This window comes from Pseudovibrio exalbescens (genome assembly GCF_028737195.1).
Lineage (GTDB): Bacteria > Pseudomonadota > Alphaproteobacteria > Rhizobiales > Stappiaceae > Pseudovibrio > Pseudovibrio zosterae.
Genome location: NZ_JAQZAJ010000001.1, coordinates 601,184 through 616,308 on the forward strand (window position 1 = coordinate 601,184; position 15,125 = coordinate 616,308).

The window sequence follows — 15,125 nt, forward strand, 5'->3', positions numbered from 1 at the left end:
TTATTGCGTGCGCATATGACGCCCGCTACTCCCCTCAAGCTAAATGTCAAAAGTGTCAATTTTGGCACTAAAACCCATCGAGCCTGCGGCTTTATTAGGCCCACCAAGATTCCTGACAAATTTACCCCTGTCAGAAACTAGCAGAAAATTGAACAAGTTAACAATCAAGCGGGGCCAAACTAATCTGGAAAATTTGGAGAAACTGTGAAGACGATGATGCTGAGGCGGATCATATCTGCGCGCTGTTGCAGATCCGGCACACTACCCGTATGGCGCTACCTACGAACAAACACACCCAAGCTAGGTGGAATAAGGGCTGAATAACTTGGGCACGTCGCCCACAGCTTTGTTAAACGCCTTAGACAAAACCGTGGATCTACCGCTATAAAGCTCCCTGAGGATGAATGGGGCTGAAATCATTTTACAGAACGGAAACTGCGAAATCTTGTTTTCCGTGTGTACAGAGCTTCTTCGCGGAGCTTTTTTGGAAAAGTGCCCGGCCCCAATTTGCGTTGCCGTCCCTTTATCGACGCGGCTGCAAACCTGTTTCAAAGAGAACCAGAACTGACCATGAGCTCAAAAGACGACCTTTTTGCAAACGTAGACCTGACTGCCTTGGACACAACGCCAAAGCCAGAAGGGACATCCGTGCAGGGAGGAGCTGCGCCAACCAAGCCGAAGGCAGCCAGCAAGCCGGCCCCAAGAAACGGCGAAGCAGGTGCTGAGCAAGCCTACTCGGCAGCAGATATTGAAGTTCTGGAAGGTTTGGAACCGGTCCGGCGCCGCCCAGGCATGTACATCGGCGGCACCGATGACAAGGCCCTGCACCATCTGTTCGCGGAAGTCATCGACAACTCCATGGACGAAGCGGTTGCGGGTCACGCAAGCTGGATCGACGTCAACCTCGACAAGGACGGTTATCTGACCGTCACGGACAATGGTCGCGGCATTCCGGTTGACCCTCACCCGAAATTTAAGGATCGGTCCGCTCTGGAAGTGATCATGACCACGCTGCATGCCGGTGGTAAGTTTGACAGCAAGGTCTATGAGACATCAGGCGGTCTGCATGGTGTGGGTGTCTCTGTTGTAAATGCCCTTTCAGAAGAACTGGTGGTGGAGGTCGCTCGAAACCGGCAGCTTTATCGCCAGATCTTCAGCCGCGGCATCCCAACGGGCCCCTTGGAACATGTGGGTGATGTACACAACCGCCGCGGAACTCAGGTGCGTTTCAAGCCCGACCATCAGATCTTTGGCAAGAGTGCCCGCTTCCGTCCAGAACGCCTTATGAATATGGCGCGCTCAAAAGCGTACCTGTTTGGCGGCGTGGAGATTCGGTGGCGGTGTGCGCCCGAGCTTTTGGAGAACGTGAAGAACGTTCCCTCTGAAGCTACATTCCATTTCCCTGATGGTCTGAAGGATTACCTGGCAGAAACACTCGCTTCTGAACGCCGTGTCACAGATGAGAGTTTTTCTGGTCGCACTTCAGCAACTGGCAAACACGGTGCCGTTGAATGGGCTGTTTCCTGGTTTGCAGGCGATGGTTTTGTGAATTCATACTGTAATACGGTACCAACACCTGAAGGAGGCACCCATGAGGCCGGTCTGCGTTATGCATTGCTGCGTGGCCTCAAAGCCTACGGCGAGCTCACTGGCAACAAGAAAGCCAGTGTGATCACCGGCGATGATGTCATGACTTCTGCTGGTGCCATGCTGTCCGTTTTTGTGCGTGAACCCGAGTTTGTTGGCCAGACCAAAGACAAACTGGCCACGAATGAGGCGACCCGCATTGTTGAAAATGCCGTGCGCGATGCCTTTGACCATTGGCTGACAGCCTCTCCAAATCAGGCAAACAAGCTCCTTGAGTGGGTCATTGACCGAGCTGACGAACGGCTGCGACGCCGTCAGGAACGGGATGTGGCGCGCAAGACCGCTGTGCGCAAGCTGCGCCTTCCGGGCAAGCTGGCGGACTGTTCCACCAGTCAGGCGCAGGGAACTGAACTCTTTATTGTTGAGGGTGACTCGGCTGGCGGCTCGGCAAAGCAAGCGCGGAACCGCTCTAATCAGGCTATCCTGCCCTTGCGAGGAAAAATCCTGAACGTTGCCAATGCAGGGCGTGAAAAGCTGGCCAGCAACCAGCAGCTTGCTGATCTTATTCAGGCACTCGGCTGCGGCACCCGCTCCAATTACCGCGAAGAAGACCTGCGCTATGAGCGCATTGTCATCATGACTGATGCGGACGTGGATGGGGCGCACATCGCCTCACTGCTGATAACGTTCTTCCACCGCGAGATTCCTGAAATCATCCATGGCGGGCACCTGTATCTTGCCGTACCGCCGCTTTACCGCATCAGCCAGGGCGGCAAGACGATGTATGCCCGAGATGACGCTCACCGCGATGAGCTTCTGGCAAAGCACTTCAAAAAAAGTGGAAAAGTCGAAATCGGCCGCTTCAAAGGTCTTGGTGAGATGCTTCCGGCGCAATTGAAAGAAACAACAATGGATCCAGCCAATAGAACGCTGCTGAAGATTGTTGTAAGTGACGAGCATGCCATTGAGACAGGTAGTTCTGTCGAAAAGTTGATGGGTAATAAACCCGAGGCGCGCTTCAACTTTATTCAAGAACGTGCAGAGTTCGCCACTGATCTCGATATCTGAGTATATGACCGCCCCGATCTCTTAAGGTAAACAGGATGTAGTTTTAACCTCTTGAGATTCGGGTCGTCATCGGATGCTTCGAGCCCTTTACAGCCTTTATGATCGTTCACGGCGCCCTTTACGCGACCGGGTGTTTTTCATTCTTCCCAACTTGAAGATGGCCTACGGGCGTATACCCGGCGCAAGTGGATGTGCAGGTGATCCGATTTTGCGCCGCTTGAACTCCATCGAATTTGCCCTGGAGCACGGATCTCCTGACTTCAAGCCAGACCCTGAGTTTCCCTATGAAGCGTTAGAGTGCGTCAAAGCAAGAGACTTGCTGCGCACACCCAACAGGCTGATGACCATTGCAGTCCTCAAACATCCGTTGCATCGCCTGATGTCGTGTTATCGCCAGCACTTTGGTGCTGAGGGCATCCCCTCGCCCCGTCTTGAACATTACGGCCTTGATCAGTCGACGAGCTTCGGAGGCTTCGTGCGCCGTATATGCAGGGTGCCCGATTATCGGGCAGACAACTATTTTCGTAGCCAGATCGATATTTTAAGCCATAGGGGACAGTTCGTACCAGACTTTGTCCTAACAACAGATCATATGGAAGAAGGCCTACAAGGTTTACGTGCAATCATTAGCCGCCGTACCGGCGTAGATATGGGCAGTTTCGAGCGCTCCGAGCTTGAAAATTACTTTTCAATCAGTTTTCCTAGCCACAGCAATGCTGAAGAGGTTGAGTTTCATCTCGCAACTCGGTACAAGAGCGACCTAGAAATGTTTACTCGACATGCTGCAGGTTCAGCTTAGGGCGGTATTTTAAAATAACGTTCGAGACATGACCCTATGGAAGTCGCATAGAGCTGCGGGTCACATCCGATTATTACGGAGTGAAACGTAGATCTGCGGGATGGCGAGCCAATAGACGAATTCTGGTCCAATTAAGGTGTAGGCACTCAGACTTTTAGTTGCCGCCGCAAAGATCGCGTACATATGTCATTTTCTTCACTAGGCCTCAGCGAGAAAGTTCTCTCTGCAGTAGAATCTTCTGGATACAAAGAACCTACCGAAATTCAGGCACAAGCCATCCCGCATGTTCTTGAAAGAAAAGATGTTCTTGGGATCGCGCAAACGGGCACAGGTAAGACGGCATCCTTCACCCTGCCGATGATAACGCTTCTCGAAAAAGGCCGAGCGCGGGCTAGAATGCCACGCACCCTCATTCTGGAGCCGACCCGCGAACTTGCCGCGCAGGTGGAAGAGAACTTTCAGCGTTACGGCATCAATCACAAGCTCAACGTTGCGCTTTTGATTGGCGGCGTGTCCTTCGCAGAGCAGGACCGTAAACTGGAAAAGGGCGCCGACGTGCTTATTGCAACGCCAGGCCGCCTGCTTGACCACTTTGAGCGCGGCAAACTGTTGCTTCAAGGCGTCGAGATTCTCGTCATCGATGAAGCAGACCGCATGTTGGACATGGGCTTCATCCCGGATATTGAGCGCATCTGCAAGCTCATCCCCTTCACGCGTCAGACGCTGTTCTTCTCAGCCACCATGCCAAACGAAATTCAGCGTCTGGTGGATACATTCCTGCACAATCCAGAACGTGTGGAAGTAGCGAAGGCTTCATCAGCAGCAGATACAGTGACACAGCGCCTCGCCGGCACCGGCTTTGAAGACTATGAGAAGCGCGCCACGTTGCGTGAACTCATCGACAACGCTGAAGACCTGCAGAACGCCATCATTTTCTGCAACCGTAAACGCGATGTCGCCACCCTGTTCCGCTCTCTGGACAAGCATGGCTACTCTGTTGGTGCTCTTCATGGGGACATGGATCAGATGTCGCGCATGGCGATGCTGGAAAGCTTTAAGACCGGCAACATCAAGATCCTCGTCGCCAGTGATGTGGCGGCACGCGGCCTTGATATTCCGTCCGTATCTCATGTGTTCAACTTCGATCTTCCAATCCATGCGGAAGATTATGTGCATCGCATCGGCCGTACGGGCCGCGCGGGGCGCGAGGGTGCCGCGTTTTCAATCGTGACAGGCGACGATGAGAAAGCTCTGGACGCCATCCAGAAAACCATTAACCGCACGTTGGAATGGATTGGTGAGCCTGTCGACTTCGAAGCAGCTGCTGAGGAGAAAAAGGCTCGCAAGAAGAATCGCCGCGGTGAAAAGTCCAAATCCGTCAAGGAAGGACGCCGTGGGAAAAAAGATTCGAGCGCAAAAAAAGATAGCCCGAAGTTGAATACAGATGAATCTGTGGAATTTTCTTCAGCCAGCGAAATAGATTTCCAGCCGATTCCGATCTCTCAACCCGTTCAAAGACGCAGTCCAAATCGGCGAAATTCCGGGAATGGTGAAGGTTTAACCTTCAAGGAAAGCGGCCACATTCCCGCGTTTCTGCTCAGGGACACCAAGCGTAAGGTCGCTTCGTAGCTCCGCGGAAATGCACCTTAATTTTAAATTAGGTATATACTAATAATGATCTTTCAGAGGGTTGGTGATCAAAGCAGGCACTGGGGCAGTGTCTGCTGCTAAACTGCGAGAAGCTTATGAGCAATGGGGACGATTTTCTGCGTACGATCGCTTATGGCGAGACCGCGCTAGATTTCATCAAAACCAATAGTTTGCCTGCATATCCGCGCAACTATGAGCTGTGGTACAGCTATGCTTCTGGCTTCAATCAGTCCCTCAATCGGGCCATCAATAAAATCATCGAGAAAAACGGCAAGATCACTGCTGATGAAACGCAGAAGATCTACAACCGTTTTCTGTCCCCCAACCGCTTGGGGGAGCGCATTGATGACGTTGGCGAACAGATCTCGATTGAGGTCAAAAATCTGCTGGCGTCGATTGACAGCGGCAAGGTCGCAACCGACGAGTACGGCGGCAGACTTCGCACCGCACTTGAGTCACTTCAAGAGGTGAATACTCGGGAGGAGCTTGAGCAGGTCATTCGCGGCCTGATCAATGCAACCACCGCCACAGCTGAAACCAACGGCGATCTCAAGAACCAGCTCATTTCGGCGCGCAAGCAGATTAGCACCCTAAGGGATAGCCTTGAGGCCATTCGCTACGAAAGCCTCACAGATGAGCTGACAACCCTCAACAACCGCAAGCATTTCGATCAGTCTTTGGAAAAAGAGTTGCAGGAAGCGGCCAATACTGGCCGTCCAGTTGCCCTACTCCTAACTGATATTGATCACTTTAAGCAGTTCAACGACAATTATGGTCACCAAACCGGCGATCAGGTACTGCGACTTGTGGCGCTGTCGGTAAAACAAAACATCAACAGCCACGACATCGCCTGCAGGTACGGTGGAGAAGAGTTCGGCATCATCATGCCGCATTGTACACTGGAGAAAGCCAAGGAAGTAGCTGAACGTATTCGACGAACAGTCACCTCCAAGGAACTTGTAAAACGATCCACCGGTGAAAACCTGGGGCGTATTACAATCTCAATCGGCGTTGCCATCTCCCACCCCGATGACACACTGCATTCGATCGTCTCGCGAGCAGATGATGCTCTTTACACAGCAAAGAATGCCGGGCGAAATTTGGTGAGATCTGAAAAAGACATCGACCGCGGCCCCGCCAAAAATCACGTGGCCTGATCACTCCTCATAGACTGGCCGAACGTTGAACTCCGTCCATTTAGCGAAGTAACGATGCCTTGCCTTGTCTGGGTTTTTGGAGACAGCTTTGGCTTTTTCCGCCCACTCTTTCAGTGTTTGATGTTCCAACTGAACGAAATGAGGAACTGAGTAGTAGGGCAAAGCGAAGAAACTACCAAAGCATTTGTGAATGTAGGGGGTCTGCCCTTGCTTCAGGTAGTCGGCGACGTTGCTGCACCCTGCCCTCAGATAGAGCTGACTTTCCTTCACCAAACCGAACATGGTGGCTTCATGGAAAATGCCTGTTCCCCCAAACATCTCCCGCGTTCGCACTCCGTCGAGAGTCTTCAGGTAGTTCAATGCAATCCTACTGAAACCAACTGTCATAACACCACGCCATCCACCAACTTTCCCAATGATGGACTCGTGCGACCGATTATCGCAATTAGCCGTAGGACTGATTAAAATTTATCTTATGCAATTTCCACAATGTTCATCGAGTAGGTAAGCGCTTCAGACCCATTTGCCAAAAATCTGTCTCCAACCTTGTCGCTTGATCAAAGATGGTCACGAGACGCTGGAACTGGTCGGCCTCAATGTGGCTTGGTGCAAGTTCATCCAGCTCGGCGATGGCGTGGCTTCGAAGCTCCTGATACTCACGACCGGCATATTCGCTAATCCACTCAGCATAGGGGTTGTCTTTTGCCAACGCCCCAGGCACCTCGGCCAGGCGTTCCGCTATTTCACCATAGCCAATGACGCAGGGTGCCAGTGCAATCTTGAGATCGAGCAGATCGCCACGCATACCGGCTTCTAGAACATAGCTGGTATAAGCCAGCGTTTCTGTCTCCAACGGTGTTTGCTCAAGATCTGCGGGAGACAGCCCCCACCTTTCGCAAATCCGGACATGGAGATCCATCTCCACCTCGAGCAGTCCCTTGAGCCCGAGAAGATTGCTACGCATCTGCTTAAGATTTCGGCTTTTATAAATGGCGAGCGCATAGGCGCGAGAAAAGTCGATCAGGAACAGATAATCCTGGACCAAATAGGTCTGGAAGGCTTCCTTAGGAAGGGTCCCTGCAGCCATCTGCTCCACAAAGGAATGATGAGTGTACTCCCGCCAGCTTTCGCTGGCGGCATCTTTTAGGCGGTCAAAAAGTTTCATGATGTTCAATTCGCGAGCGGCGCGCCTTCAGACGGGCGAAGCTCAACAGATTCACCACAGCCACAGGCAGACACCTCGTTAGGATTTTTGAAGGTAAACCCAGAACGGAACTTGGTTGTTTCAAATCCCATTTCGGTGCCAAGGAGGTACAGGACTGCTGACGGATCAACGAACACCTTCACGCCTTTGTCCTCAACCAGATCATCGCCCGGCTTGTGTTCAAAGGCCAAGCTCATATCGTACTCCATGCCGGCACAGCCACCCTTCTTGACACCAATGCGCAAACCAAGCGCGCCGTCGGCATCACTCAGCAGCTCGCGCACTTGCTCTGCGGCTTCGTCGGTCAGAGACAGAACCTGAAACTTGGCTGCATTCATCATAACTGTGCTGTTCCTCTCTCAGAGGGCCTCATACCCGTATTAGAAGAAGTTCAACGCCACACGCGCTTCGTCAGACATGCGGCTGGGATCCCATGGTGGATCAAACACCATGGATACATCCACGTGCCCAACGCCTTGCACAGAGGCGACTGCGTTTTCAACCCAGATCGGCATTTCTCCTGCAACCGGGCAGCCCGGTGCCGTGAGGGTCATGTCAATCTTAATGGAACGATCGTCTTCGATGTCCACCTTGTAGATTAGGCCCAACTCATAAATATCGACCGGAATCTCCGGGTCATACACGGTCTTAAGCGCACCGATAATGTCGGTAGTCAACCGCTCCAACTCATCTGCCGGAATGGCAGATTGCTGAGTGACTTCGGTGGCCTTGATTGGCTCGCCGGAGAATTCACTCACTGCTGGCTGTTCACTCATCGCTCTTCCTATCCAAATAACCTCAGGGCCTTGTGCAACGCTTCGACCAAAACATCAACTTCTCTAGTTGTGTTGTAGAGACCAAAGCTCGCCCGGCAGGTGCTTGTTACACCATATCGTGTCAACAAAGGCTGTGCGCAATGGGTTCCTGCTCGAACCGCGACGCCTTCCCGGTCAATCACCATGGAAACGTCGTGAGCGTGGACCCCTTCTATTTCGAAGGAGAAGATTGCGCCTTTATTCGCCGCATTGCCCAAAATCCGCAGAGAGTTGATTTCCGAAAGCCGCTGTTGGGCATAGTCTCTCAGCACCAACTCGTGGTTCGCGATGTTTTCTCGACCGAGCGCTTCAACATACTGAATCGCGGCTCCTAGGCCAATGGCCTGCACGATCGGCGGTGTGCCTGCCTCAAAACGGTGTGGCGGATCTGCATAGGTAACCGTGTCTTCGTAGACGTCCTTGATCATCTCACCGCCGCCATTGAACGGGCGAAGACGATCAAGAGCCTCAGGCTTACCGTAGAGAACGCCGATACCGCTTGGCCCATAGAGCTTATGGCCGGTAAAAACATAGTAATCACAGCCAATGTCCTGAACATCGACCGGCATGTGGACGGCCGACTGGGAACCGTCCAGCAAGACCTTGATCCCGCGATCCTTGGCCAACCCGCAGATCTCTTTTACCGGAACCACAGTGCCAGTTACGTTGGACATGTGGGTCACGGCAATCAGCTTGGTACGATCTGTGATGAGCTGCTCAACCGCATCAACGGTCAGATTGCCCTCCTCATCAATCGGTGCCCACTTGATGACAGCGCCTTTGCGCTCCCGCAAGAAATGCCAGGGCACGATGTTGGAGTGGTGCTCCAGAATGGAGATGATGATTTCATCGCCTTCTTGGATCTCATCCGCCAAGCCATAGGAAACCGTGTTGATGGCCTCCGTGGACGACCGGGTAAAGACAATCTGGTCGATACTTGAGGCGTTCAGAAAGGCACGTACGATCTCACGAGCGCCTTCGAAGTTATCCGTCGCCGTATTGGACAGATAATGAAGCCCACGGTGAACGTTCGCATACTCGTGGGAATACGCCTTTGTGATCGCATCAATTACCGCCTGCGGCTTTTGCGCAGACGCGCCATTATCCAGATAAACCAACGGCTTTCCGTGAACTTCACGAGACAAGATCGGGAAGTCCTTTCGGACTTCCTCGACATTGTAGCCTGTGTTTACTGGTTGGCTTGAAGGGATATTCATTTTCTCATTCCTCAGAACCGAGCAACGCGCGCAGCTGTGTTTCCAGCAGAGCAACAACACGCTCGTTCTCGATCTCTTCAATGGCCTCTGCCAAAAATGCCAGTACAAGCATTTTGCGCGCTTCGGCCTCAGGGATCCCGCGGGCTCGCAGATAGAACAGCAGATCTTCGTCGATCTCACCGGTGGTGGAACCGTGCGCGCACTGTACATCGTCGGCAAAGATCTCAAGCTCAGGCTTGGCGTTCATCTCAGCTTCTTCAGAAAGCAAAAGAGACTGCACCATCATCTGGCCATCTGTTTTTTGTGCATCCGGCCGCACAATGATCTTACCCTGGAAAACCGAACGTGCCTTATCTGCAATGACGGACTTGTAAAGCTCACGGCTCTCGCAGTTCGGCACCGCATGATCCACAAACAACGTCACATCCGAGTGCTGGGTATCGCCCAAAACAGAGATGCCTCGCGCACCAAGGTTGCTCTCTTCGCCCTCAAACTCAACAAACAGCTGAGTACGAGACAGATCGCTACCGGCATTTAGTGTGAAGTGGTTCACATCTGCATGCGCACCAATCTTCAAGGCCACACTGTCCAGATGCTGTGCCTTGCGGCTTTCATCCTGCAGCTTGATGAAGGTTGCGGATGCCTCATCACCAACACGGATTTCTGTAGCCGCGTTCGTCTGGTACACCGCACCTGCTTCGCCTAAAAACCGTTCGACGATAAGCACATTTGCGCCGTTGCCAACCACGAAGCGATTGCGCGGATAGGTTGCCTTCTCCGCACCTGTGGTGATGTGGGAGATCTCGATCGCGGTGGCGACTTCCACTCCCTCAGCGACCTCGATGGACACACCCTCCTGCTGGAACGCTGCGTTCAAGCTGATGATGGCATCCTTGGCCGGAAAGAGTGAGGCACCCTCTGCAATTGGAGAGATCGTTACACCTTCCGGAAGCACACCTGAGGACAGATCCGCTCGATAGTAGCCATCCACAATGGCGATACGAGCAGTTGCACCATCATCCAGAAGCTCTGGCAGAGCAACGGCTTCACCAGCGTTCGCGGCTGGCGCAAACGCCTGCCGCATCTTGGCGCGCAGATCGGTGTAGTGCCATTCTTCCACTCGGCGATGAGGAAGCCCGGCCTCTTTGAACTCGGCAAAGGCTTTCTCGCGCGTTTCTGCAGAAACGCCACCCTGATCCTTTGCAAGACCTGCAAACTGTTCAATCAGGCTGGCTTCCGCTTGGGTTTCCTGAACCCGTACTTCAGCGTTCATATTTCACCTCACCTAATTAAGCAGCTTCTTCGCCGACGTAATCCGCATACCCATTGGCTTCCAGCTCAAGTGCCAGCTCTTTGCCACCAGACTTCACAATCTTGCCCTTTGACAGAACGTGCACAAAGTCCGGTACGATATGGTCAAGCAGACGCTGGTAGTGAGTGATGACGATCATGCCGCGGCTCGGGTCGCGCAGCTTGTTAACGCCTTCAGACACGATACGCAGGGCATCAATATCCAGACCTGAATCCGTTTCATCGAGCACACACAGAGTTGGCTCCAGAAGCGCCATTTGCAGGATTTCGGCGCGCTTTTTCTCACCACCGGAAAAGCCAACATTCAGCGGACGGCGGAGCATTTCGGGGCTCACATTCAGGTCCTTGGACTTTTCCTTGACCAATTTCATGAATTCTGGTGTCGGAAGATCTTCCAGACCACGAGAGCGGCGCTGAGCATTCAGCGCGGTCTTCAAAAAGGTCATGGTTGCGACACCTGGAATTTCGATCGGGTACTGGAAGGCCAGGAACATACCGGCAGCCGCGCGCTCATCGGCGCCAAGCTCAAGCATGTCTTCACCGTTGTAGGAGATTGAACCCTCGGTGATCTCATAGTCTTCCTTACCGGCCAGCACGTAGGAGAGAGTGGACTTGCCGGAACCGTTTGGCCCCATGATTGCGTGCACTTCACCCGGCTTTACAGTGAGGTCGATGCCACGGAGGATTTCGTTGCCTTCTACGTGGGCGTGCAGGTTTTTAATCTCTAACATTTCTCAGATCCTGTTTAGTCTGACGCGCCGCTTTTAAGCTTCGCCGTCCCAATAGTTGACGTGGTTTTCACTTTCTCTCCCGCAATGACGCAACCGTCCTCCGGGCTTGTAACTGGTGACCTGAAACTTGCCGGAGTCTGGGTATTCGCAGACTTCCGTCTCAGATTTGTTGGCAATGGCCAGATATTTAAGGGTCATTGAACCTGTGTTGATGATCTGGTGCGCGGTCTCGGGACCGCCTGTTGGTGCACCAAGCACATCTCCTGCGGAGAATGACACTTTGTTTTGCCCGTACCTGTATGTGCCTTTCCCTTCCAAAATAACGAAGATCTCCTCTTCATTATGATGGCAGTGAAAAGGGCAAGCAGACTTGCCGGGCTGTACTTCGTTGTAACCGATGCCAAGCTTTTTCAGCTTCAGCAGGTCGCCAAAGGCGGCATCCTTTGCTGAAAAGAAGTCGCCCTGGCTCCAATCATCAAGAGCAAGCTCAGACAGAGTAGCAATCGGCATGTCCGAGGCACTCATCAACCTACTGATCCCTCAAGACTGATCCCGATGAGCTTTTGCGCTTCCACGGCAAACTCCATTGGAAGCTGCTGGATTACGTCACGCACAAAGCCATTCACGATCAGCGCCACAGCTTCTTCCTCATCAAGACCGCGGGCCTGACAATAGAACATCTGATCATCAGAGATCTTGGAGGTGGTTGCTTCGTGCTCGAACACAGCCGTTGCGTTCTTGCTCTCGATGTAAGGCACGGTATGCGCGCCGCACTTGTCACCAATCAACAGCGAGTCACACTGAGTGAAGTTACGCGCGTTTGACGCCTTGCGGTGCGCTGAGACCTGACCGCGATAAGTGTTCTGAGAAACACCTGCGGAGATACCCTTCGAGATAATACGGCTTGAGGTATTCTTGCCGAGATGGATCATCTTGGTGCCACTGTCCACCTGCTGGTGGCCATTTGAAATGGCGATTGAGTAGAACTCACCTACGGAGTTGTCACCGCGCAGGATACAGCTTGGGTACTTCCAAGTGATGGCAGAGCCTGTCTCAACCTGTGTCCATGCGATCTTGGAGTTCTTGCCACGGCAATCTCCACGCTTGGTCACGAAGTTGTAGATACCGCCCTTTCCTTCTGAATCGCCCGGATACCAGTTCTGAACAGTCGAGTACTTGATTTCCGCATCATCCAGCGCAACCAGTTCCACAACAGCCGCGTGCAGCTGGTTTTCGTCGCGCTGAGGTGCCGTACAGCCTTCCAAATAGGAGACGTAGGAGCCCTTCTCAGCGATGATGAGCGTACGCTCAAACTGGCCGGTGTTCTGCTCGTTGATACGGAAGTAAGTGGACAACTCCATGGGGCAGCGCACGCCCTCTGGGATGTAAACGAACGAACCGTCAGAGAACACAGCAGAGTTGAGCGTGGCATAGAAGTTATCGGAAACCGGCACAACGGAACCGAGGTACTTCTGGACCAGCTCTGGATGCTCACGAATGGCCTCAGAGATCGGACAGAAGATCACGCCAGCTTTTGCCAGCTCTTCCTTAAAGGTGGTCGCGACAGACACACTGTCGAACACGGCGTCGACTGCAACGCGGTGCTCAGGCGCGACGCCTGCGAGGATTTCCTGCTCTGAAAGCGGAATACCAAGCTTCTTGTAGGTCTCCAGAATTTCCGGATCCACTTCGTCAAGGCTCTTGAGGCCTTCCTTGGCTTTAGGCGCCGCATAGTAGTGCAGCTCCTGAAACTCCACAGGCGGGTAGTTCACGCGGGCCCAGCTTGGCTCTTTCATGGTCTGCCAGCGCTTGAAAGCCTCAAGACGCCAATTCAGCATCCACTCCGGCTCTTCTTTCTTTGCAGAAATGAAACGAATAATGTCTTCGTTCAGACCTTTTGGAGCCAATTCGGACTCGATGTCTGTCACGAAGCCGTATTTGTATTGATCTACGTCGATCGCTTTGACCTGATCAATTGTTTCCTGGACTGCCGCCATAATCTACTCCGTATGCGGGTTATCCGCTTGGAGAACGCTTTTGCGTTCCGTTATTTATCTTCGACTGTTTGCCAACTTTGACGTTGGTTTGAGTGCCCTAATTCGTTTTAGTCACTGGATCGGCATTCAGACCACATTGGCCTGTTTCTGCCGTGGGCTTATGCGCTCGTAAATGCGCTGCCACGCCTTCAACGCCGTATCCAAATCTTCCGGTCTTGTCGCCCAACCCATACTCAAGCGGATCGCGCCGCGAGCAGCCTGTTCATCAACCCCCATTGCGGTGAGGACATGGGACACACCCACCTTGCCGGAGGAACACGCCGATCCGGAAGAAACCGACACGCCTGATAAATCGAAAGAGATCAGCGCGGTCTCTGCTGGAACGCCCGGCACGGAAAAGCAAGTAGTATTACCTAGACGTGGCGCATTTTCACCAAAAATCAAGAGGTCTGGGTAGTTGGATTTCAATTTGTTTTCAAAGTCTTGCTGATATTCCACCAACCTCAGAGAACCACGCTCTGAACAAGCCGCTTCGCTTGCTGCTGCAAAGCCCGCGATGCCTGCCGTGTTTTCCGTACCCGCACGGCGCCAACTTTCCTGACCACCGCCAGTAAAGAGAGGCGCCGGACGCAGAATGCCTTTCGCCAAGACAAGCGCACCTACCCCTTGAGGGCCACCGATCTTGTGCGAGGAGATTGAAAGCGCCTGACAGCCGATCATGGCCATGGACAGATCAAGGCGCCCGGCCCCTTGAACCGCGTCTACGTGAAACAAGTGACCGGCGTCCTCAACAATCACACCGATCTCTTTCAAGGGCTGTATGACGCCGGTCTCGCTGTTGGCCGCCATAACTGAAACAAGAGCTATTTCGCCTTGTGGCACGGCCGCCAGGCTGTCCTGCAATGCCGCAAGATCCACACGCCCTTCGCCGTCCACCGGCAGAACATTGACGTGATCTACAGCAAACCTGCCGCCAGCAAGAACAGAAGGATGCTCAACAGCGCTTACAAACAGGTGCTTCACGTCAAACGGCTTGCCATCTCTCATCCAGACAGGAGAAAGTGCTGTGACGTTTGCTTCAGTCCCACCGCTGGTGAAGATGACGTTCTGCGGATCCCCATCAACCAAAGCCGCAACACTCTCGCGTGCTCTTTCAATAACGCTGCGCGCGCCGCGGCCATTTGCATGGATGGAAGATGCATTTCCGGGAGAAGCAAAAACCTCCCGCATGGCCGCAAGAGCCTCTTCGCGCAACGGGGCTCCGGCATTGTAATCAAGATATGTTCTGTTGTTCTTCAAGACAGTAATCTCTGCTTGCTCTTTGACCCAATTGCACCGTTACCCGCCTTACAAAGCGATGCCAGCTCCAGCAAATCGACGCTTTGTGAGAAGTTGCGAGAATCATTCAGGGTTCTTGCTTGCGATATACCGCGCACTCATTTAAATGAGCGAGTAGGTTTGTTGGCGAAGCACCAACCTCTTTCGAATAATTCTAAACTGGACCCTATTAAACCTGCGTTTCTGAGTCAAGTTTTATCGGAAAGCAGATGCGCGGTCTATACATTCAGCTGTGAAAACAGCCCGTAACC

At 53.0% G+C, this 15,125-nt stretch carries 14 protein-coding genes; 4 read left to right on the forward strand and 10 right to left on the reverse strand.

Features of this window, described 5'->3' with window-relative positions:
- Positions 1-570: 570 nt before the first annotated feature.
- From parE to PUV47_RS02940, 4 genes are all read left to right on the forward strand, one after another.
- Complete coding sequence (parE, locus tag PUV47_RS02925; protein WP_274216947.1) at positions 571-2,655, forward strand: DNA topoisomerase IV subunit B; 2,085 nt, start codon at positions 571-573, stop codon at positions 2,653-2,655.
- A gap of 73 nt (positions 2,656-2,728) precedes the next feature.
- A complete protein-coding gene (locus tag PUV47_RS02930; RefSeq protein ID WP_274216948.1) occupies positions 2,729-3,454 on the forward strand; it encodes a sulfotransferase family 2 domain-containing protein in 726 nt (241 codons plus the stop codon).
- Positions 3,455-3,637: 183 nt separating this feature from the next.
- Complete coding sequence (locus tag PUV47_RS02935) at positions 3,638-5,083, forward strand: DEAD/DEAH box helicase (protein ID WP_274216949.1); 1,446 nt, start codon at positions 3,638-3,640, stop codon at positions 5,081-5,083.
- A 116-nt stretch (positions 5,084-5,199) separates the two neighbouring features.
- Positions 5,200-6,261 (forward strand): GGDEF domain-containing protein, encoded by a 1,062-nt coding sequence (locus tag PUV47_RS02940; RefSeq protein ID WP_274216950.1) that lies wholly within the window; start codon positions 5,200-5,202, stop codon positions 6,259-6,261.
- Here the strand turns inward: PUV47_RS02940 and PUV47_RS02945 are convergent, their stop codons facing one another.
- The 10 genes from PUV47_RS02945 to PUV47_RS02990 all read right to left on the reverse strand — a co-directional run bounded on the left by PUV47_RS02945 (position 6,262) and on the right by PUV47_RS02990 (position 14,835).
- Positions 6,262-6,648 (reverse strand): TfoX/Sxy family protein, encoded by a 387-nt coding sequence (locus PUV47_RS02945; RefSeq protein WP_274216951.1) that lies wholly within the window; start codon positions 6,646-6,648, stop codon positions 6,262-6,264.
- Positions 6,649-6,754: 106 nt separating this feature from the next.
- Positions 6,755-7,426 carry a thiaminase II gene (gene tenA / locus PUV47_RS02950; protein ID WP_274216952.1) on the reverse strand — a complete coding sequence of 224 codons (672 nt, stop codon included), beginning with the start codon at positions 7,424-7,426 and terminating at the stop codon, positions 6,755-6,757.
- A gap of 5 nt (positions 7,427-7,431) precedes the next feature.
- Positions 7,432-7,806 carry a HesB/IscA family protein gene (locus PUV47_RS02955; protein WP_274216953.1) on the reverse strand — a complete coding sequence of 125 codons (375 nt, stop codon included), beginning with the start codon at positions 7,804-7,806 and terminating at the stop codon, positions 7,432-7,434.
- A 39-nt stretch (positions 7,807-7,845) separates the two neighbouring features.
- Positions 7,846-8,241 (reverse strand): SUF system Fe-S cluster assembly protein, encoded by a 396-nt coding sequence (locus PUV47_RS02960; protein ID WP_274216954.1) that lies wholly within the window; start codon positions 8,239-8,241, stop codon positions 7,846-7,848.
- A gap of 8 nt (positions 8,242-8,249) precedes the next feature.
- The gene (locus PUV47_RS02965) at positions 8,250-9,497 is read right to left on the reverse strand and encodes a cysteine desulfurase (protein WP_274216955.1); all 1,248 of its coding nucleotides are present in this window, start codon (positions 9,495-9,497) and stop codon (positions 8,250-8,252) included.
- A gap of 4 nt (positions 9,498-9,501) precedes the next feature.
- Positions 9,502-10,770: a Fe-S cluster assembly protein SufD gene (sufD, locus tag PUV47_RS02970; RefSeq protein WP_274216956.1), complete on the reverse strand. Its 1,269-nt coding sequence runs from the start codon at positions 10,768-10,770 to the stop codon at positions 9,502-9,504.
- Between the two features lie 16 nt (positions 10,771-10,786).
- Entirely contained in the window at positions 10,787-11,539 is a 753-nt protein-coding gene (gene sufC / locus PUV47_RS02975) for a Fe-S cluster assembly ATPase SufC (protein ID WP_274216957.1), read from the reverse strand.
- A gap of 33 nt (positions 11,540-11,572) precedes the next feature.
- Entirely contained in the window at positions 11,573-12,064 is a 492-nt protein-coding gene (locus tag PUV47_RS02980) for a cupin domain-containing protein (protein WP_274216958.1), read from the reverse strand.
- Entirely contained in the window at positions 12,064-13,536 is a 1,473-nt protein-coding gene (sufB, locus tag PUV47_RS02985; RefSeq protein ID WP_274216959.1) for a Fe-S cluster assembly protein SufB, read from the reverse strand. The genes PUV47_RS02980 and sufB overlap by 1 nt, the downstream gene beginning before the upstream one ends.
- Before the next feature lie 126 nt (positions 13,537-13,662).
- Positions 13,663-14,835, reverse strand: coding sequence for a cysteine desulfurase family protein (locus tag PUV47_RS02990; RefSeq protein WP_274216960.1), 1,173 nt, complete (start codon positions 14,833-14,835; stop codon positions 13,663-13,665).
- Positions 14,836-15,125 lie beyond the last annotated feature (290 nt).

Coding starts and splice junctions, on each gene's coding strand:
- parE (WP_274216947.1), top strand. CDS start 571: ATGAGCTCAAAAGACGACCTTTTTGCAAACGTAGACCTGACTGCCTTG.
- PUV47_RS02930 (WP_274216948.1), top strand. CDS start 2,729: ATGCTTCGAGCCCTTTACAGCCTTTATGATCGTTCACGGCGCCCTTTA.
- PUV47_RS02935 (WP_274216949.1), top strand. CDS start 3,638: ATGTCATTTTCTTCACTAGGCCTCAGCGAGAAAGTTCTCTCTGCAGTA.
- PUV47_RS02940 (WP_274216950.1), top strand. CDS start 5,200: ATGAGCAATGGGGACGATTTTCTGCGTACGATCGCTTATGGCGAGACC.
- PUV47_RS02945 (WP_274216951.1), bottom strand. CDS start 6,648: ATGACAGTTGGTTTCAGTAGGATTGCATTGAACTACCTGAAGACTCTC.
- tenA (WP_274216952.1), bottom strand. CDS start 7,426: ATGAAACTTTTTGACCGCCTAAAAGATGCCGCCAGCGAAAGCTGGCGG.
- PUV47_RS02955 (WP_274216953.1), bottom strand. CDS start 7,806: ATGATGAATGCAGCCAAGTTTCAGGTTCTGTCTCTGACCGACGAAGCC.
- PUV47_RS02960 (WP_274216954.1), bottom strand. CDS start 8,241: ATGAGTGAACAGCCAGCAGTGAGTGAATTCTCCGGCGAGCCAATCAAG.
- PUV47_RS02965 (WP_274216955.1), bottom strand. CDS start 9,497: ATGAATATCCCTTCAAGCCAACCAGTAAACACAGGCTACAATGTCGAG.
- sufD (WP_274216956.1), bottom strand. CDS start 10,770: ATGAACGCTGAAGTACGGGTTCAGGAAACCCAAGCGGAAGCCAGCCTG.
- sufC (WP_274216957.1), bottom strand. CDS start 11,539: ATGTTAGAGATTAAAAACCTGCACGCCCACGTAGAAGGCAACGAAATC.
- PUV47_RS02980 (WP_274216958.1), bottom strand. CDS start 12,064: ATGAGTGCCTCGGACATGCCGATTGCTACTCTGTCTGAGCTTGCTCTT.
- sufB (WP_274216959.1), bottom strand. CDS start 13,536: ATGGCGGCAGTCCAGGAAACAATTGATCAGGTCAAAGCGATCGACGTA.